Source organism: Microbulbifer maximicatervae (SeqCode) (assembly GCF_052468295.1).
In genome coordinates this window covers 5035837-5055222 of record NZ_CP174340.1, presented here as the reverse complement: position 1 = coordinate 5055222, position 19386 = coordinate 5035837, and the positions used below count along the sequence as shown (strand labels likewise).

Annotated in this window: 19 protein-coding genes; 8 read left to right on the top strand and 11 right to left on the bottom strand. The window is 51.2% G+C overall.

The genetic code is table 11. The annotated features are described in order from the left end of the window. Nucleotides 1–69 precede the first annotated feature (69 nt). The 5 genes from ACJJIQ_RS22310 to ACJJIQ_RS22290 all read right to left on the bottom strand — a co-directional run bounded on the left by ACJJIQ_RS22310 (nt 70) and on the right by ACJJIQ_RS22290 (nt 5866). Nucleotides 70–1851, bottom strand: a complete 1782-nt coding sequence (locus ACJJIQ_RS22310; RefSeq protein WP_445363073.1) for an acyl-CoA dehydrogenase C-terminal domain-containing protein — start codon at nt 1849–1851, stop codon at nt 70–72. Nucleotides 1852–2026: 175 nt separating this feature from the next. After that, nucleotides 2027–2392, bottom strand: a complete 366-nt coding sequence (locus ACJJIQ_RS22305; protein ID WP_444934754.1) for an HIT family protein — start codon at nt 2390–2392, stop codon at nt 2027–2029. A gap of 575 nt (nt 2393–2967) precedes the next feature. Continuing rightward, on the bottom strand, nt 2968–3975 hold the full coding sequence (locus tag ACJJIQ_RS22300) for a S66 family peptidase (protein WP_413664197.1): 1008 nt from the start codon (nt 3973–3975) through the stop codon (nt 2968–2970). 83 nt (nt 3976–4058) lie between these two features. Next, the gene (locus ACJJIQ_RS22295) at nt 4059–4886 is read right to left on the bottom strand and encodes a hypothetical protein (protein WP_445363072.1); all 828 of its coding nucleotides are present in this window, start codon (nt 4884–4886) and stop codon (nt 4059–4061) included. Between the two features lie 59 nt (nt 4887–4945). Then, nucleotides 4946–5866 carry an amino acid--tRNA ligase-related protein gene (locus ACJJIQ_RS22290; protein ID WP_445364846.1) on the bottom strand — a complete coding sequence of 307 codons (921 nt, stop codon included), beginning with the start codon at nt 5864–5866 and terminating at the stop codon, nt 4946–4948. Nucleotides 5867–6227: 361 nt separating this feature from the next. Here ACJJIQ_RS22290 and ACJJIQ_RS22285 point away from each other — a divergent pair, with 361 nt between their 5' ends. Continuing rightward, on the top strand, nt 6228–6803 hold the full coding sequence (locus ACJJIQ_RS22285) for a 3'-5' exonuclease (RefSeq protein ID WP_444926534.1): 576 nt from the start codon (nt 6228–6230) through the stop codon (nt 6801–6803). 65 nt (nt 6804–6868) lie between these two features. Here ACJJIQ_RS22285 and bioD read toward each other — a convergent pair whose 3' ends face one another. Then, complete coding sequence (gene bioD / locus ACJJIQ_RS22280) at nt 6869–7567, bottom strand: dethiobiotin synthase (protein ID WP_444926533.1); 699 nt, start codon at nt 7565–7567, stop codon at nt 6869–6871. A gap of 232 nt (nt 7568–7799) precedes the next feature. Here bioD and ACJJIQ_RS22275 point away from each other — a divergent pair, with 232 nt between their 5' ends. Beyond that, on the top strand, nt 7800–8288 hold the full coding sequence (locus tag ACJJIQ_RS22275) for a L,D-transpeptidase family protein (RefSeq protein ID WP_282934516.1): 489 nt from the start codon (nt 7800–7802) through the stop codon (nt 8286–8288). 46 nt (nt 8289–8334) lie between these two features. On the opposite strand, the gene bioC is transcribed toward ACJJIQ_RS22275, so the two are convergent. The 3 genes from bioC to bioB are packed head-to-tail and all read right to left on the bottom strand — an operon-like array spanning nt 8335 to nt 12115. Continuing rightward, entirely contained in the window at nt 8335–9879 is a 1545-nt protein-coding gene (bioC, locus tag ACJJIQ_RS22270) for a malonyl-ACP O-methyltransferase BioC (RefSeq protein WP_445363071.1), read from the bottom strand. Beyond that, the gene (bioF, locus tag ACJJIQ_RS22265) at nt 9876–11069 is read right to left on the bottom strand and encodes an 8-amino-7-oxononanoate synthase (RefSeq protein WP_445363070.1); all 1194 of its coding nucleotides are present in this window, start codon (nt 11067–11069) and stop codon (nt 9876–9878) included. The genes bioC and bioF overlap by 4 nt, the downstream gene beginning before the upstream one ends. Beyond that, on the bottom strand, nt 11066–12115 hold the full coding sequence (gene bioB, locus ACJJIQ_RS22260; protein WP_445364845.1) for a biotin synthase BioB: 1050 nt from the start codon (nt 12113–12115) through the stop codon (nt 11066–11068). The genes bioF and bioB overlap by 4 nt, the downstream gene beginning before the upstream one ends. A 180-nt stretch (nt 12116–12295) precedes the next feature. Between bioB and ACJJIQ_RS22255 the strand changes: the two genes are divergently transcribed. Continuing rightward, nucleotides 12296–12988, top strand: coding sequence for a ComFC family protein (locus ACJJIQ_RS22255; protein WP_413664189.1), 693 nt, complete (start codon nt 12296–12298; stop codon nt 12986–12988). Between the two features lie 159 nt (nt 12989–13147). Next, a complete protein-coding gene (locus tag ACJJIQ_RS22250) occupies nt 13148–14293 on the top strand; it encodes a beta-ketoacyl-ACP synthase III (RefSeq protein WP_445363069.1) in 1146 nt (381 codons plus the stop codon). A gap of 137 nt (nt 14294–14430) precedes the next feature. Here ACJJIQ_RS22250 and ACJJIQ_RS22245 read toward each other — a convergent pair whose 3' ends face one another. Both ACJJIQ_RS22245 and ACJJIQ_RS22240 read right to left on the bottom strand, forming a co-directional pair. Then, nucleotides 14431–14919, bottom strand: coding sequence for a DUF1203 domain-containing protein (locus tag ACJJIQ_RS22245; RefSeq protein ID WP_413664187.1), 489 nt, complete (start codon nt 14917–14919; stop codon nt 14431–14433). 96 nt (nt 14920–15015) lie between these two features. Then, nucleotides 15016–15561, bottom strand: a complete 546-nt coding sequence (locus tag ACJJIQ_RS22240; protein ID WP_413664186.1) for a PadR family transcriptional regulator — start codon at nt 15559–15561, stop codon at nt 15016–15018. A 242-nt stretch (nt 15562–15803) separates the two neighbouring features. Between ACJJIQ_RS22240 and alaE the strand changes: the two genes are divergently transcribed. The 4 genes from alaE to ACJJIQ_RS22220 all read left to right on the top strand — a co-directional run bounded on the left by alaE (nt 15804) and on the right by ACJJIQ_RS22220 (nt 19313). After that, nucleotides 15804–16301, top strand: a complete 498-nt coding sequence (gene alaE, locus ACJJIQ_RS22235) for an L-alanine exporter AlaE (RefSeq protein ID WP_413664185.1) — start codon at nt 15804–15806, stop codon at nt 16299–16301. 40 nt (nt 16302–16341) lie between these two features. Beyond that, the gene (locus ACJJIQ_RS22230; protein WP_445363068.1) at nt 16342–17043 is read left to right on the top strand and encodes an aspartate/glutamate racemase family protein; all 702 of its coding nucleotides are present in this window, start codon (nt 16342–16344) and stop codon (nt 17041–17043) included. 374 nt (nt 17044–17417) lie between these two features. Further along, complete coding sequence (locus ACJJIQ_RS22225) at nt 17418–18791, top strand: response regulator (RefSeq protein WP_444895363.1); 1374 nt, start codon at nt 17418–17420, stop codon at nt 18789–18791. Between the two features lie 168 nt (nt 18792–18959). Then, a complete protein-coding gene (locus tag ACJJIQ_RS22220; protein WP_444906559.1) occupies nt 18960–19313 on the top strand; it encodes a DUF4870 family protein in 354 nt (117 codons plus the stop codon). The last annotated feature ends 73 nt before the right edge of the window (nt 19314–19386 follow it).

The window sequence follows — 19386 nt, the reverse complement described above, 5'->3', positions numbered from 1 at the left end:
GAAAGCTTTCTACAGCTCCACAAAAAAGCCCCGCAATGCGGGGCTTTTTAACACTTTCGCAGGGAGCTGTTAGAACAGCTCTTCCTCCAAGTCCATCAAGCTAGCGCTGCCTGCATTGACACTACCGGCCAATGCCTGGGTGCGTGGCAACAGGCGAGCAAAGTAGAAGCGCGCTGTCTTTATCTGGCCGTTGTAGAAGCTATCCGCCTCCGCTTTCGGCAGCGCCGCAGACACAATTTTCGCCCACATAAAGGCGTAAGCGACGTAGCCGAACAGGTGCAGGTACTCTACAGAAGCCGCACCCGGTGCGTGGGGGTCTTGCTGAGTGGCGGCAACCATATTCTCAGTTGCTTCACGCAGGCGTTGCATCTCAGCGATGAGCGGCTGGATAAACTCTGCCATTTCCTCTCGATCAATCTGGGCATCGATAAAGCCCTGTACATCTGCAGCAAACAATTCGAATAGAGCACCGCCAGTGGCTACAGTCTTACGGCCCACCAGATCCAGAGCCTGGATACCATTGGTTCCTTCATAGATCTGGGTAATACGCACATCGCGTACCAACTGTTCCTGGCCCCATTCGCGGATATAACCGTGGCCACCGAAGACCTGCTGACCGAGGATCGTGCAATCCAATCCCATATCGGTAGTAAAGGCTTTGGCTACCGGGGTCAGCAAGGCAACCATATTCTCCGCGTTCCTTTTCTCTTCACCCTCGCCGAACTTGGAAATATCCAACCACTTGGCCACGTAAGTGGACAGGGCGCGGCCACCATTCACCAAAGCTTTTTGGGTAAGCAGCATACGGCGCACATCCGGGTGCACAATGATGGGGTCTGCGGCTTTCTCCGGCTGCTTGGCGCCCGCTGGAGAGCGGCTTTGGATACGGTCGCGAGCGTATTCAACAGCATTCTGATAGGAGCGATCTGAAGCGCCGAGGCCCTGGATACCGACACCCAGACGCTCGTAGTTCATCATGGTAAACATGGCCGCGAGTCCTTTGTTCTCCTCGCCGACCAGCCAGCCTTGGGCGCCGTCGAAGTTCATCGCACAGGTAGCGGAGGCCTTGATACCCATTTTGTGCTCGATCGAGCCACAGTTCACATCATTGTGCTCGCCGATGCTGTTGTCTTCGTTCACCTTGTATTTGGGCACCAGGAACAGCGAGATGCCTCTCGGTCCCTTGGGTGCGTCTGGCAATTTTGCCAATACCAGGTGAATTATGTTTTCGGACAGATCCTGATCACCGCCGGTGATAAAGATCTTGCTGCCGCTAATGCTAAAGCTGCCATCGCCACGGGGCTCGGCCTTGGTGCGGATAATACCCAGGTCTGTACCGGCGTGAGGCTCGGTAAGGCCCATGGCACCAGCCCAGGTTCCCTCATACATCTTGGGCAGGTATTTTTCTTTCAGCGCATCACTGGCGTGGGCATCAATTGCCAGGCAGGCGCCGTTAGTCAGAACCGGGTAGAGTGCAAAAGAGATATTTGAAGCATTGATCATCTCCTCAACCTGAGCGCCCAGCATTTTCGGCATACCCATGCCGCCGTATTCCGGGTTGCCCAGCAGTCCACCCCAGCCGCCTTCACAGAAGGTGGCATAGGCTTCTTTAAAGCCTTTCGGCGTGGTCACCACACCGTCATTCCACTGGCAGCCCTCTTCGTCGCCAGTGCGATTGATCGGATCCAGGGTGTTGGCAGCCAGCTTGGCCATCTCTTCGAGAATCGCATCTGCGGTCTCACGATCTACCGCTCCAGCCAACCCGGGCAATTCCGCCCAGAGTTTTTCCGCAGCAAATACCTCGTGAAGTAGGAAGTTCATCTCCCTTAGTGGCGCCTTATAGTCGGCCATGCTCCCGGTCCTCATTCAAGTGTTTCAAACGCTCGTTTGAATCTAGGGCCGAAGCGCCCTAATGTCAACAGTCTCGGGCTTTGAGGAACCTGACAAGCACTCAGTTCTAAAGAGTGGGAACAATCTGTTGAATGGGTGCTGTACCGCTCACTAGAGCCGGCTGAAAAAACTGCTGCTAGTCTACATTGGCGCTCCTTCGCAGTAGAACGCTGACGAGTTCGGCTAACTTATCCTCAGCTAATAGTGGAATCTCATCACTGGGTACAAATGAATAGGGCTCATCTGCATATCGCGGGATGATTTGCACATGCATGTGATCTTCAGACTGGCCTGCGGACACTCCGGAATTGCAGAATGTATGAATACCATCTGGCTGAAATGCCTCTCGCAGAATATCAACACCCGTTAGGATCAAATTGCTGACATCTGATAAAACTACCGAGTCACAAGCGGTAAAATGATTCGTGTGCAAAGAAGGGATTACTAACAATGCGCCTTTACTGCGCTGCCTCGGATTTACCGCCAGGCAAGCGTGCTTCATCTCCTTTACCAGCGGAACATTCGAATGAATCAGTGTACATAGCGGGCACGGCCTTCGAACTCGAAACGTATAAGGCACAGCAAACTCAATACAAGTTATGATCGTTTTATAATAGGGGCTATTTCGAGCAATTGAGAGCACCGCGTAGACGTGCAGCTTCCTTCGCCCTCTCCGGCGAACTCCATTGCGGACACGAAAAAATATCCGTATAGCGATATTTTCTACCCGCTTTCCTGTCACTCCTGGGGACAATCTCCCAAACTAAGTGAAGATAGGATCGCCCCGTAATTTCCCCCCAATCACACCAGACATTGGTGCCATCCGGATCATAGAGGTTTTCTACTGCAAAAGTAGACTCCCTGACACACTTAAATAGATCGCGGAACTCACTCTGATTGAATGTGGAAAAATCCGTATGATAGACGTGAGGCACCACCACCACATTCCCCCTAATTCTCGGCCGTATCGGTATTAGTGCGGTCGCAACATCATTTTGGCAGACAATAAATTGCGACCTCTCCCCCGGGGTACTCAAGCAATAACCGCATGGGCATCCCTGTTTTGATAAAAGTAAGTTAGACAATTGTGATACGGGCCTCACTACCTTTCATTACACAAACATTAGCCAAAACACCGATTGGCAAAGTCAACATGGGATCTGTGTGCCCAAAGCTTAGATTCGCCACTATTGGAAAGTCGAAATCCGCACAAGCCTCAAGAACCGTATCTTTTAGCGTGACGCCGGCTATATCAGTGCAATATGGCGAGCGTCCAATAAGCATACCTCTAACGTGAGAGAGTATCCCTGATTGACGCAAATGGGTAAGGGCACGACGAACCCTCTCTAGTCGCGCTTCTTCAGCATGGGCCTCCCAGAAAAAAATAATATCTGAGGGGATATTAAGATATGGCGTACCCACAAGCATATTTAGCGTCTCTATATTCCCTCCAAACAATATCCCCTCACCCAGCCCTTCTCGATAAACTATTCGGTGACTGTCTTTTTCCATCAAACGACGACGTTGCGGACTTTCACCCCAGTCCGTAAATTCACGAGTCCATGCAGCAGGATCTCTTAGCTCTGTCAAGGTCTCATTATTACCGATGGCAGAAAAAAGGTTCTCGTCCGTAAAAGCAAAAGGCTGTGGGTATTCGCCAAACTGAGGTAACAGTGTGGGGCCAAAATAAGTAGTCCATCCACTCAAACTATAAATACCTAAAATCAAGGCTGTCGCATCGCTGTTGCCAATTAACACTTTGGGGTGTCGGCAAACAATATCTCGATTCAAGTGTTCTAATATTTCAGCTGAGTTAAATCCTCCAATTGAGCACATGATTCCCGCAATCGAGTGATCGAGTAATAAACTCTCAAGCGCCTGAGCCCGCTCCAATGCAGTCCCTGCCGTAAACCCTCTTGAAAAGCACACCTGCTCCGGCAGTACAACCTTTGTATTCAAGGTTCGCTCCAAGGCTTTAACGCTCCGAATTAATCGGTCAGGATATTTACTTGCTACATTTGAAGAGGGTGAATATATTGCTATCGCCTTTCCCGGTATTAGCTTAGGATAAAACCTGTTATTCATGTTGATAGCGTGAACTTTTCATTTCAAACATTGTTTCTCTGGGCTTATGCCCAGAGCGTCCAAAGTTTACCGACACTGCATCATTATTCAGGCCAGTCAATGGTTAGCCCCTGCCGTCGTAACACATCAATAAGCTGATTATATTTTTGCCCCTCTAGTAACAAATCAGACTTTCCTATTTCATTAACCGCTCGCAGGAAAATTTGATGAAGGCTAGCTTGACTCAAATAAAGATCCTCAGACTTCAAAGTACGAGGGTGAGTGTTATGAAGTTGTTCTACCCAGTCGGTCGGCAATCGCTGCTCTAATCGCCGATCCCCTTGTAATTTAACACCTGTAGCCTGTTGAATAAGTGGAATAATGGCATGTTTACGTGTAAAGGCGAGAGAGTCACAAGCCGCCAAATTTTCACCTCTTTTAATTTTTGCAAATGTATACCAAAGCCAGCCACAGTAGCGCGGGATAATCTCCTGCACTGACATTGATTTCGCACCAGACATGGTGTTTTGGCTGATAGGAATATCTTTACGCAAGACGATGAATGGTTCTGGGATACAGCAAGGTGGATCTGCACAATACAAAAAGCTTATATCTAACTTTACAATCCAGTCATCTTTTCGAGTGTAGAAAACAAGTAAACTTGGAATTCCCGCATGCACAGCAGAGAATGTCACGCAAATATTAAAATGCTGTGTGAACATCTGCTCAAATTCAGCTCTGGCCCTATTGAGTGGATTAGTCGACATATAGACTGCCGTGACATCCAAATCACTAAAAGCATCGGCTTCGCCAGATGCGATGCTTCCACCAATAGTTATAGTCACTGGTGCATCTTGTCCATTTGCCCATGAGTTGATAAATGAAAATATGGGGCGTAAGTGCTGAGGCAATTTATCTTCAGGTAATCCCAATGAGCTTATTCTTACCTGCTTAGAAATATTGTAACTTGAAGGGTCCCTATCGGAAGAGCTCATGGTGACAATTCAAATCCGTTTCTGCGAGGCAATATCTGGAGATCCCGAATATCATCGTGTTGGAGCACCCACATTAAAAATCGTTCAACACCCATGCCAAACCCAGCAGTTCTCAATGGATAAACCCGCTTCATATTCGTATACCACTTATAGGATTCTGGATTTACCCCATGCACCTTCATAGCTGTGAGAACAGCCAAATCGTCAACATGTCTTTCGCCACAACCGACCACTTCGCCACACCCAAATAAGAGATCACTATTTAATGCGCTATAGCCATTTTTATCCATGGCTTGATAAAAGGGAACAACCCCATGATCCCACTTGGTAACCCAAACAAAGGGGCCAATAGTTCTGATAAGCTCTCGTTCTCCCGCTCTAGTAAGATTTCGCCCGTAATCAGTTTTATCGATAAACTCAGGCTTGTCCTGAAGAAGCTTGGCGGCCTCATCAAAAGTAACAGAATTAAAAGTTAAATCTCCGTTTGCCACTGACTCTAAGTGACTTAGACTGCCGGCTGCTCGTGTAATCGACTCAGCTTGCTCCCTAAGCATCGCTTTGCTGAGCGCACGGATATATCCTTCAGCCAAAGACATAGCCTCATCCAAGTCGCCACTAATTTCTACCTCGCTGTGCATAAACTGACAGAGATGTGTAGCGTCCCAGTCCTCCCCACGAAATGACGGCATTAGATAATAAGCGCCCCGAGGCTTCATTCGACAACACAACTCAAGCTGAAACTGCATGGAGTCGGCTAGATATGTTTCCTGACCATTTAATTGAATACTCACAGGAATTGAGTCACTTCCCAGCCCAACTGGGCTCGAAATACTACCAGTCGTAACAGGTAAGTGAACGGTTCCAATTCCCTGGCCTCGCCAGAACATTGCTGTCTCTCGAGTAAGTATGTCTTGCAAATCTACCAGCAAGTTAAACCAAGAATTATTTGCTAGTTTCAAGTATCTGCTGGGATCTTCAAGAATCGGTGGTTGCCAGCCATTTGTATGCTCATTCGTAGTCAATTTCCCAACCCCAATCAAAGAGATATCCCCATAAGAGTATATCCATCTACTTTTTACTGCTGGACGATACAAATTTTTGGTGCGCGTTTTGTTTCCCTAATTAATAAATCAATAACGCAAATTCAGTAACTGCAATAACCGAGTTAGGAAATAATGAAAAATTAGAGAAAATCACGCCAGCTTTATCCGAATAACTACATAGACTATAAATTAAACATTGTCATGAATATTCTTACAAAAAACTTCTCAATTAACGATGAAAAATCAAACCTGTATCCTTTTGGTTGATCTCGAATGTACTTGTGATAAAGAGCCGCCCCTCCCTCCAGAAGAAGCCGAAATCATAGAGTTGGGTGCGATATTGGGAAGTTTGACACAAAAAGCTTTTGTTCAATTAGATGAAAGGCAGCTTTACGTAAAACCCTTTCTTCACAGGAAATTGACACTATTTTGTACCGAATTAACGGGTATTACTCAGGAGCAGGTTGATAAGGCCTCGTTGTTACCCGGGGTACTGGATAAATTCAAAGATTGGCTTTCCGACTATGAATTAGCCGCATGGGGCAGCTGGGGAAATTTTGATGCATGGCAATTGCACATGGAAACAGGCAGAAAGGAAATAGCAAACCCCTTACAGTACCTGCCTCACATTAATGTGAAGCAAATATTCGCTGACAATAAAGGACACCGCGTCAACCTAGCCAAGGCTATTAAACTATCGGGGCTTAAATTTAAAGGGCGACTGCATTCCGGTATCGATGACACACGAAATATCGCCCAACTTCTGGAAAATGATATCGCCCTACGAACTAGCTTTTTAAATCAGATATAATCAGGCCTAGTAATATCACCTTCTAAGGACAGCATTTTGCGCCTTCTCCTTACCCTACCGCCCCATCAGTGATCGGCTTGGGCAATTAACCTATCGATATCCAGGTACTGGGCAGCATTGCGATAGTTCGCGGCGCTATCGAATGGAAGAGAGCCTAGAAGAGGAGCCGGCAGTAGAGCCTTAAGGGTATGCAGATTCTCCTCTGCGCGAGCCATACCCTCACCACGTACAAAGTTGGCTACCCAACCCACTAACGGAAGCCCATCACAGCGGATTGCCTCTACTGTGAGTAATGCATGGTTGATACAGCCAAGTTGCATGCCCACCACGAGTATGACCGGTAGGTTTAGTTCCCGGGGCAACTGGGACAGAAAACTCCTAGGGCCCAGAGGTGTGCGCCAGCCACCAGCACCTTCGATCAAAACCAGGTCGGCCCCTGCAGACATCACTCCCCGGCAGACGCCAGCCATCCGCGCAACATTTAACTGCTTACCCACCTCTGCGGCCGCTATATGCGGAGCAATAGCGGGCTCCAGGGCAAAAGGGTTTACTTGCTGGTAGGGCAGCTTCAGAGTCATCGCTTCCTGGAGCAAAAGGGCATCTTCATTGCGCAGGCCATCATCCGTGTGCTCACATCCAGACGCCACAGGCTTCACTGCCGCCGTTTGCAAGCCTGCCTCCGCCGCTGCCGATAACAGTGCGGCGCTCACATATGTCTTGCCGACCTCGGTGTCAGTACCGGCGATAAAATAGGTTTTTGCCAAGGCCTAACCCCCTCCTCCAATAAAAGTTAACTTTTTTCATGACGTGACTTTTCACGCCACTTAGATGGTGATAAATTAACCGGGTAGCGCAAATTTTGAACAAGTCAAGCCGTACATCGATAAGAAGGCACGGGGTTGCGCTCACACAATAACCCCCTTTTAAAGGGGACAGACAGCAGGGATGCGGTGTCATTGCGAAATAACCGACAACTACCCGAACTGCTTAAAGACCATGCGATACTTGACCTTTGCCCTGCTCCTACTGGTGCCAATCTTTGCTTCAGCGAAAGTTGATCCCGTTGACCACGTCGTAGTTTATAAGTCCAAGAAACTCATGCAGCTGATACGGGACGGCCGTGTCGTGAAAAGCTATACCGTGTCTTTTGGCGATAACCCCAGGGGACACAAGGTTCGCCAGGGGGACGAACGCACCCCTGAAGGCCGCTACACACTGGACTGGAAGAATCCCAACAGCCGCTTTTACCGTTCAATCCACGTGTCCTATCCCAACAAGCAGGACCGTGCACGGGCAGCCAAAATGGGGGTCAGTCCCGGCGGTGACATTATGATCCACGGTATCAAGCCCCAGTGGTCCTACATGGAAAGACATCTGCGTCGCACCAACTGGACTGATGGTTGTATCGCCGTGGCCTCCAATCGCGAAATGGACGAAATCTGGGCTCTGGTGAAGACGCCAATCCCTATCGACATCTACCCCTGATCTCTTCAATCTTGCACCCGGCTCCCTGCGTTGCGATAGGCGCAGGTCAGCCGGATTTTTTTGCCCTGCAAGCGGTGAGATTCATATAGATCACCTCGTAAGTTACCGGCAATCCACGCTCTTCCCGCTTATTTTCATAGGCCACGGACAAGCGCTGCAGTTTGCGGCGACCGGTCATACCTTTATCCGCCGCCCGGTTAATATTGTGTGCACCCACTCCCTTAAGCTCCCGCATCAACCGTCGCAGGCTATCAAAGTGCAGTAGGCGCAATTCATCCGTAACCAATCCGCTGAGACCACTGTGCAGTGCCGCTTCACGCCATTGCTCGGCGGGCAGGAACTGATTGACATGTACACCCCCATCCACTTGGGCCCAACTCTGTTTCAATTCCACCAGGGTTTTAGGGCCAAGGGTGGCAACCAGGCACCGCCCTTCAGGGGTCAGTATTCGCTGCAACTCAGCAAACAATTGCGGCAGACGGTAGCACCATTGCAGCGCCATACTTGAAAACACCAAATCAATACTACCCGCCGCCAGGGGTAACTGTTCGGCATCGGCCGCAATGTAACCATCAGCTTCGGGTCTTTGCGTCCGGGCAAATTTCAGCATCCCCTCCGCCAGATCCAGGGCAATAATTTGCGCCTTAGGAAAATGCCGCCGTAACAGTTCAGTACCGAATCCGGTGCCACTGCCCAAATCGAGGATCGTACGGGGTGCCCAGCTGTCATCGGCTTGGGCCAACAGTTGCCGGCAGACTGCCCGCTGCAGATGGGCGCAATCATCATAGCCCTGTGCTGCCCGGGTAAAAGAGCGAGCTACCGCAGCCTTATCAAACGGCTCAGCCGGGGGATTCCCAATAGACTCGAGAAGCTCGAATAGATATTCAGCGACGATGTCAGCCTTGGTGCAATGGGGTAAATGGCCCGTCTCGGGTATGACTTTGACGGTGCCCCCACACGCCTCAATGGACCGAGCAGCTTCAATGGGAACCAGGGCATCCCTGTCACCAAACAGGTGCCGTGCCGGCACGGACAGACGTTCCAGGTATTGGCGGTTATCCAACTCTGCCAGACAGCACAATGCTCCCCGCCAGGCATCACTATTTATTTGAGGTTTTTGTGCCTTAAGGTCTTTAAGCAAAGACCGCATGGCGCTATCCCCCCTTGCCTGTAGTGAGCAAAATCGCTCCCAGGTACTCTCCGGAGATGATGTAAAAGCATCGAAAAATGCCTTGAAAGTGCTCTCGGCCATGCCCAGCCAGCCATCTCGCTCCACAAAGCAGGCATTGGTAGCTATGGTCACTAACCCCAGAACTTTGTCCTGCTTCGCTATAGAAGCCAGGCGAACGGCCAGCATACCGCCGAGGGAGTGGCCAACCAGGATACAGCGAGAGGGAAGTTGCTGGTAAAGCTTCTGCAGCAAAGCTTCTAGTGGGGGCCAGTCTTCAGCACCCTGTGTAGCAAATCCAGGTAACTCAATACAGTGGAGTTGCACTTCTGTACGACGCGCCAGGGATTCTACAAGCGGCTGCCAAAGGTCTGCACTCCCGCCCCACCCATGCAGGAAAACCAAGTGTTCAACCCGTGTCACTTATCCAGTACCCCTGCGTCCTGCAAAATCTGCTGCAGCGCGCCTAGTAGCTCATCAATATCCTCGGCCCGGTGAGCCGCGCTCAGGGTAATGCGCAAGCGTGCAGTGCCCGGCGGCACTGTAGGCGGGCGAATGGCACCCACCAGGAACCCGCGCTCCTGCAATTCTCTGGCAACCGCCATCACAGTGTTTTCACAGCCCAACACCAGCGGCTGTATCGCACTGGCTGACGCCTGAAGAGGTAGACCGAGCTGTAGTGCCCCCCGGCGGAAATAAGCGATATTTACCCGCAAGCGCCCTTGTAACTGAGGCTCATCGCGAATCAATTCGATAGCAGCCAGGGCGCCGGCAGCCACTGCTGGCGTCATTCCGGTGGTATAGATATAGGGCCGCGCAAACTGGGTGAGGAAATCTATCAGTGACCGGGAGCCCGCAATAAAGGCACCGGCATTGCCAACCGCTTTACCCAGGGTACCCATCACAACCGGGGCTTGTTCCTGGGACAGCCCCGCCAGGGCACAGCTGCCCGCCAGTGGGTATGCTTCGCTACCCATTACGCCAAAGCCGTGGGCCTCATCAACCATTAACCAGGCGCTGTTTTGCTTACACAGAGTGGCAATCTCAGCCAGAGGGGCCAAATCACCATCCATGCTGTAAACGCCATCCACCGCTACTAAAGTAGCGCCACCCCGGCTAGTAGCGCGCTGCAATTGGCGTTCAAGGCCAGCGAGATCGTTATGGGCAAAGCGCAGACTGTTGGCGCCACTCAAGCGGGCACCGTCAATCAGTGAGGCGTGATTAAGCCTGTCCGAAACAATATTGTCGGCTCGCCCCAACAGGGCACAAATAGTGCCGATATTCGCCATGTAGCCACTCGAGAATATCAGCGCCGCTTCTCGCCCGGTTACCTCGGCGATGCACTGCTGCAAGCGGTGATGAATATCCAGGTGACCATTAACCAGGTGAGAGGCTGTGGCGCCTGCACCACACTCCGCTCCCGCCTTCTGTGCTGCGATGACTTCCTCGCGGCTGGCAAGCCCCAAGTAGTCGTTACTGCTAAATACCAGTAGCTCCCGCCCATCGACCCGGGCTCGCGGCCCGGGTGCACGATCGAGGGTTTTTAGCTCCCGGTACAGATTCTGCTGGCGGCGCTCGGCGAGGCGCCGTTGCAGGACTTCATTCAGGGTCATTTGGCCGCGTCGTAGAAGAAGGCATCATTTTGCTGTTCGGTGATCTGCGCGTTCAATTTTGCTTCCACCTTAGCCTCATCGGCGTACTGCTGATACTCTTCTGGCTTAATACCCAGGCGACTGAACAACTGCATATCTTCGTTAGCTTCCGGATTCGCGGTCGTCAGCAGTTTTTCACCGTAGAAAATAGAGTTGGCGCCGGCGAGGAAGGCCATTGCCTGCATCTCATCGCTCATCTGCTCGCGACCGGCGGATAGGCGCACATGGGATTTCGGCATCATGATACGAGCCACAGCAATGCAGCGAATAAACTCGAAGGGATCCAGGTCCTTTTGTTCTTCCAGTGGGGTACCTGCGACTTTTACCAGCATATTGATGGGCACTGATTCGGGGTGCTCCGGCAGGTTCGCCAATTGCATCAATAATCCGGCGCGATCTTTGTCGCCTTCACCCATTCCCACAATGCCACCAGCACAGACCTTCATTCCCGCCGAGCGCACACGCCCCAAGGTTTCCAGGCGATCCTGGTAGGTGCGAGTGGTAATAATTTCACCGTAATATTCCGGCGAAGTATCCAAATTGTGGTTGTAGTAATCGAGGCCTGCATCCGCCAACTCCTGGGCCTGATCATCATTTAGCATGCCCAGGGTCATACAGGTTTCCATACCCAACGCCTTTACTTCTCGTACCATCTGGGTCACGTAAGGCATATCTTTTTTCTTGGGAGAGCGCCAGGCGGCCCCCATGCAGAAGCGGGTAGCACCACCGGCCTTAGCCGCCCTTGCCTCCTGCAACACCTTTTCAACCTTCATCAGTTTTTCCCGCTCCAGCCCGGTGTCATAGCGGGCGCTTTGGGGACAGTAGGCACAGTCTTCAGGGCAAGCACCGGTCTTGATAGAGCAAAGGGTACTGACCTGTACCCGATTGGCATCAAAATAAGCTCTGTGCACTTGCTGCGCGGTAAACATCAAGTCGCTAAACGGCATGGCGAAGAGGTCCAGTACCTGCTGGCGGGTCCAGTCGTGGCGGATCTCTGCGGCGGGCATTTGCTGGGCGGCAGTCACAGGGCGTACTCTCTCTGTTGCTTATTAAAATCGGATACTCACAGCCTGTTAACAGGCTCTAGCGGCATCGATCAGCGAGCCCTAATTCAGCGTCTGCCGTTCAATCCACCAGACTGGCCAGTTTAGCCACGGCCAAACCGCTGTCAACTCGGAAGAGACAATATGGTTTACAAGCTTTTCAGTAGAAAACTTGCCCAAAGTCTGGCCCGCTGCCTGCTGTGCGGCGGAGCATCGGGAGAGGTTGGAATCTGTTCTGCCTGCACTCAGGAACTACCGGCGCTAGGCCGTGGTTGCCGCTACTGCGCCCTACCCTTGGCGGCGGCAAAAGATAATATTTGCGCGGCCTGTTTACAGAGGCCACCCGCCTTAAAGAAGATCAGCGCTGCCTGGCAATACGCTTACCCAATCAACCACTTAATCCAACATTTCAAATACCACCGGGACCTGGCCGCCGGACACAGCCTTATACAGCTAGCTGCCCGCCAATTGGGGCTTCCAGAGGATATGCCTGACATACTTACCCCGGTTCCTCTGCACTGGCGTCGCTATTGGCAACGCGGTTACAACCAGGCTCAACTTATTGCCAGTGGTCTGGGGCAAAACTGGTGCCTGCCAGTAGATCTGCAACTACTGCGCAAAACAACTTCCACCAAAACCCAGTCTCAACTCAGCCGCAACCAACGGCTGAAAAACCTGTCTGACAGCTTTGCCGTGCGCGGAGAAATATCGGGTGCCCATATCGGCCTGGTAGACGATGTTGTAACCACGGGAGCGACCCTTGAAATCATCACTCGCCAGCTACTCACAGCCGGGGCAAAACAGGTCAGCGCCTTCGTTTTGGCCAGAACGCCATGACTGTTCGGCGCGACTACAAATAGACCCATAGTCACCCCAACGTCACAATAGCTTACCTTGCCGTTCTGGCGCCTCAGTCCCTCTTCTGCCAGCACTGCTAAGGTTCTAACAGCGACTAAATTGCCCGCATTTCTGTTGTCGCGGGCCAGGAATTCAGCGATGAGTGAATACAAGTTGCCACGGGGCATTGTCATAAGCGGCACAGGCCTGTGGACCCCACCGGAATCTATTAGCAATGAAGAGTTAGTAGATGCCTATAACACCCATGCCGAGCAGTACAATCTTGAGCATGCTCAAGAGATCGAGGCCGGTGAGCGCGCAGCAAAACCTTTCTCTTCTGCAGAATTTATCGAGAAGGCCTCGGGCATTAAGAGCCGCTATGTGGTGACCCGCGATGGCATCCTTGATCCGAAGCGCATGCGCCCCCTTATTCCCGAGCGCGCAGATGACGAGCTAAGTGTACAAGCCGAAATGGGTTTAAAGGCCGCCAGACTAGCCCTGGAGAAAGCCGGTAAGCAGGCGTCTGACATTGATTTGGTCATTGTCGGAGCCTCCTATATGCAACGCGCCTACCCCGCTATTGCTATTGAAATCCAAGGTGCACTGGATATCGATGGTTTTGCCTTTGATATGGAAGTGGCCTGCTCCTCAGCCACCTTCTCACTTCAGCGTGCGGTGGATGCGATCTGCTCAGGCTCAGCCAAAACTGTACTGGTCATCAATGCCGAGCTGGCCTCACCACAAGTGGATTACACCGACCGAGACAGCCACTTTATCTTTGGCGATGTAGCCGTAGCCAGCATTATCGAGCGCAGAGAAACCTGTACTGTCGAAAGCGCCTGGGAAATTCTCGGCACCAAAGCGAAAACCGTTTTCTCCAACAATATCCGTTCGAACTTTGGCTACACCGCTCGCGCCGCCGATGTGGACCCATTTGGTCCCGGTAAGTTGTTCCGCCAGAATGGCCGAAAGGTATTTAAAGAAGTTTGCCCCATGGCGGCCTCTCATATTGAAGCCCACCTGCAAGAGACGGACACTGATCCTCACAGCGTGCGCCGCTACTGGCTCCATCAGGCCAATATCAATATGAACAACCTGATCGCCAAGAAGCTAATGGGTGACAATGCAAGCGTTGAACGCGCGCCCATCGTTCTGGACCGCTACGCCAACACGGCAAGTGCCGGCTCAGTTATCGCGTTTAATTTGTACAGCGATGACTTGCAGGTCGGAGATCGGGGAATTATCTGCTCCTTTGGCGCGGGCTATTCAATTGGCAGCTTGGTATTGGAAAAAATCTCCATTTAATTTTGAAATATTTTCGGAGTTCGGGAATAAATACTGAACTCCGAAACAGCCACTTAAGAAAGACCGGTGGTTTTCACTACCACTGACATCAGGATTTTATTAACCGGCGACCTGGCCTTCACAAATATCTATTAAAACTATGCGCGATCCAGCCGCAGCGCATAGCAACCATAAGCAGCGAAGCGCAGCAGAGCGAAATCAATCTCATCCTGCATAAAATATTCACTCACTTCTGTTTTTATTTGTTCAGGTCCCACTAATTTCGCAGACACGATGTGCTCTTCAGCGCTATAGGCGCGAAGCACTAGTGGCACACCACTCTTGAAATAATCTTCCGCATTATTATTTAGCGGGGGGAAGCTATTCTGTGCTCTGAAGTCTTGTTCCGGCTGCGGCTGCGCCAGTACAAATACAGGCCCGTATTCCCGGTAAGGACCGGCAAAAGAGAAAGGGCAGTAGCTCGCCAAGAGGATTTTCTCCCCCGGCCGTGCGCGCCGTCGCACATCACGACATGGCTCACCGCCCTGGGCGCTCAGCTGACGTACCGGCTGCCCTAGATCATCTAGACCTGCTTGACGAACTTTTTCTAAAAAATCTTCGCGGATAGGTGTTACGGTAAAAGTCATGGCTAAGGTCACCCCACTTGCTAAAATAGCGAGGTTACTGAACACCAAACAGCATCGCTGGCCAGATTCGGGCGCGTCATTCCAAGCGAGTAGCGGTTATTTTTTTACGGACTCTTCAAGCTCACTCAGCAGACCTTCCGCCCAACTGATCCAGGTCTTTTCCGCCTCAATACCCAAAAGCAGAGTTTGATGTGCCAACCAGTAGCGCTCCTGGAGCGCTGTATCACTCTTTAATACCCGCTCATTTTGCTCCTGGTAACTTTCCAGAGAGCTGCGATGTTGGCGCAGTTGGGCCTCCAGAGCATCTCGCATTTCATCCTTGCTCAGGTTGTGACCGGCGAACATACGCACCAGGAAAGGCTCGCGAATCTTCTGCGGCGCACTGGGCTGAGTGACCCAGTCACGCAGCTCGGCGCGGCCTAGATCCGTGAGGCTATAGACCTTCTTGTCCGGCTTGCCTTCTTGGGCCTGCTCCTCACAGTCCAGCAGGCCCTCCTCATGTAACTTGTGCAGCTCGCGATACATTTGTTGATGGCTGGCACTCCAGAAGTGGGAGACGCTGCGTTCAAAGCGCCGCTTAAGGTCATAACCACTGCCGGGCTCAATATCCAGCAAGGTGAGAACGGCAAAGCGCAAGGACATGAAAACTCCAACTCATCTTATGCAAAGAGTTGCATATTAACCGGTGCCAGCTATTCGTGACCAGCAGTCAGATTTCCATAACAAGATAATTAGATTAAAAAAACATTAAAAAATAGGACAAATATATCGAGAGAAACTGGCAGTCGAGATGTAAGGCTAGCTTTTATGCAAATTGGAGATATAATCGCCGGCCTGTCGCCAAAGTCGTTTAGGCGGCCACTGTCTACGAGGTTGTTTGCCCAATGTCCGCGCCCGCACTATCCCCATCCAGTCCAGATGCCCCAGATGAAAAGGCTTCTGGTGCGCGCCGCTGGGACTTTATGCTGGACATCTTCGCCATGAATAGCTTCTCTTGGGCTGTAGCGATCCCCATCGAGCTGGTTCTGGCTGGTATGAGTTGGAACGAACACCTGAAAGTTCGCCTGATGGCCCTGGTATTCAATACCCTTATCGCCCGTCCATTCAGTATGTATCGCAACTGGATTGTGAACCGTTTTGGGGGTGGCGGCTTTATCAATGCCTATCTGGTAGACACCTTTGTATTCCTCAGCTTCCAGTTCCCGCTATATATGGCCAATATGCGCCTCGGTGGGGCCAGCTGGGACGAAATTGCCACCGCCAGTATTACTTTTATGCTCATCGCGGGAGCTCTTGGCCGCCCCTACGGAATTTATCTCGACTGGGTGCGCCGAGTGTGGATTAATACGCTTGTCCCCCTGTGGAGCAAACGCGCTGCCTGAGGGGCCACCGATACTCGATTAGGCATTACGAGAGAGGAACATGACTGTGTTGACCGATAACGCCATTGAAAACAGTTCCATGACCGTTGGCGTGGTCGCCGGCACCCCCACAGATACCCGCTTCGGATTGGACTTCCTCGCCGCGCGCCAACTTAGTGGCGTAGGCCTATCCCTATCTTCCTCTCCCCAGGCCCAGACTCAATTACAGGCGCTGGAGCGCGACGCCCTTACCCAACAATTGATCGAAGCCATTGAGCAGCTGTACCAGGCCGGTGCAGAAGCGGCCATGATCTATTGCAACTCACTTTCCGGTGCTGTGGATATGACGGCGGTAAAAGCTGCCTCCCCCATTGAGGTGGTATCCCCTCTCGAGGTCTACGCTGAGCTTACCCAGCGCTATCGCAACTTTGGACTGCTGGCCGCCAACTGCCAGAGCTGCGCCAATATCGAGCGGGAAATACTCGAGCGCAATACAACCGCCAAAGTCATCGGTATTGGCAACTTGCAAATTGTGGAAGATATCGAGGACGGCCTCGCCGCAGAAATGATTGTTCGCCAACATGCCCTTGATGACTTGGTCGCGGCATTGGTGAAAAGCGGCGTACAGATCCTGATTTTGGGGTGCACCCATTTCGATTATTTTTATCGGGAACTGCTCGCACACTGCGATGGCATTCGCCTTTTCCTTCCCTCAGAGCGCATGTTGCAATTGCTGCAAGAGCGCATCCCCCAAGCCGCCTGAATACTATTTCCTCACGATAGCTCCGGCGTAATTTGTTCTGGAGCTGTCGCTAAACTACCCATTCAACCTAGTAAATTGCTGCTAGATCCTTCTATGTAATCAGATGCAATCTGTGGATTAACTCCCTGCCAAAAAGCCGGCTACCCGATCCAAGGGCAGGACAGACGGGGCTGGCAGGCTACTTCTCTCTTGGTTCGTTCACTGAAGCGCCTCTGCTCCCCCCACAGCAGAAGGAAAATTTTTCTTGTACCAAAAGCGGGCTTATTGCAGTATCAAAAATCTCCGATGTGCCTGGGTATCCATTACAACAAGTCGTATTAAAACCTTTTTGGACTGCAGGATTTAGTCCAATTTAAATAACGTTGGTTACAAGGATGATAGAAACCACTTTGTCTGGGGGAATTCCCTCTCGTCACGTATTCTTGCGTGCCATATGCCTCGGCCTATTGGTCTCGGGTTCGGTATTTTTATCGAGTACTGCACAGGCCGATGTTATTACCACACTAAAAAGTCAGGTCCCGCTCTTTTGGATGGGAATACCTGCTGTGCTTCTACTGCTAATTTGTGCGTTTGCAATAAATAGGCAAGTTAAATTACGCCAATTAACTCTCGATACCAATGCTCGGCTTAAAAATTTGAGCAAAGAAAATAGCAATCTTTTCCAACAGGTACACAGTCGTAACAGCGAATTTATCGCACTGGAAAAACAACTTGCCGACGCTCTCAGTGAGCTGGAACAATTGCGCCAGGAGAAATCTGATCTCCTCACCATAACCCGGCACCACTTACAGCATCCCCTGGATACACTTCTCGGCACTTTGAATTTATTGGCTCGCAGCGAAGACAACAATACGCGCGCCCTGGTAGAAATCGGGAAAAGACAATTAAACAGCGCCCTTAAATCCCTGGAGAACTTACATCAGTGCGGTAATGTTGAAACAGTAGAATTAAAACTCCCCACTGAAAGCCATCGTGCACCCGGCAAACAGCTCTCTGTATTACTCGTTGAAAACAGTAAGCATGACTCCCTTCAGCCCACCCTTGAGACCATGGGCCATAACGTGCAACGGGAGTGCAATGGGATCGATGGGAGCAGCGCGGCACTGCAAAAAAATTTCGATCTTATTTTGGCAGATACCCATCTTCCGTTGATGGATGGTGTTGAAGCAGTGCGGGAAATCCGCAGGGAGAGAGGTGCAGAACTACCTATTTTTGCCCTTTTACAAAATGCCAGCTCTGGCGATAAGGAGCGCTACCAGGCCAGAGGCTTTACCGGGGTATTGACCCACCCGATCGGCGACCGACAGCTGATGCAATTATTGAGTTGGGCTGTTCGCCGAAGCCAGGGCATTGCAGGCCCCCAGGGAGCAAAGCCCACTCGACTCCTTAATACCAATACCCTATTTCGCCTGCGGGATACATTGGACCACCATACGTTTGCCGAATTACTCAGCGAGCGCACCGCCACCCTGCCAAAACAAATAACGTCATTAACCAGCGCTATTACTGGACGCCACTGGCTTGATGCAGAACAGCAGGCACAAAGACTGGCTCGCTCAGCTATTGAGGTCGGCCTCGAAACAATAGCTTCTCGCTTGCGCACCCTGGCCGCAAACCTCTCTATCGATAGTGAAAGAGAACATTGTCGCCAACAGCGCACAGAGCTGTTACAGCTTATGCGCGAATCTGTGCGCCAGCTAAAGGCCTGGCGCGAGCGCAATGTTCACACTGAGTGGGCATTAAAATAGACTACCCTACTGTGCTCCGATTTCGAGCCACAGTACTCTTACTGGGAAATAATGGGGCGGAAAAGGCGTCTGCAATCCACCGCGCAAATAACACATCCCAGCGCAGCTAAGTTGAAATGCACTATTTGCACCACACTATATTGGAGTGAATAGTAGAGAGAACAAGTTATGTCAGAGCAGTATCCCGAACGCAGTCAGGAAGCCCGAGAACAAAGCGGGCGCGACCTGGCCATCATGGTTTACCTGATCCAGGCGATCAGCTTATTTACCGCAGTACCATTTTTTATCGGGGTATTAATCAACTACTTTAAGCGCAGCGATGTTCGCGGCACCCTGGCCGAGTCCCATTTCCGCTGGCAGATTCGCACCTTCTGGTTTTGGCTGCTGTGGACCATTGTTGGCTCCCTAACCATTTGGGTACTGGGGCTGGGCTACCTGATTCTGGCAATTAACTGGGTATGGGTAATCTATCGGGTTATTCGCGGCTGGCTGACACTTGTTGACCGGCGCCCAGCTTATTAATGGCAAATATTCTATTAGATGGGCCCAGTATCTTGGACCCATCTACTTCTCAGTAAGAAATGAACCCAAGGTT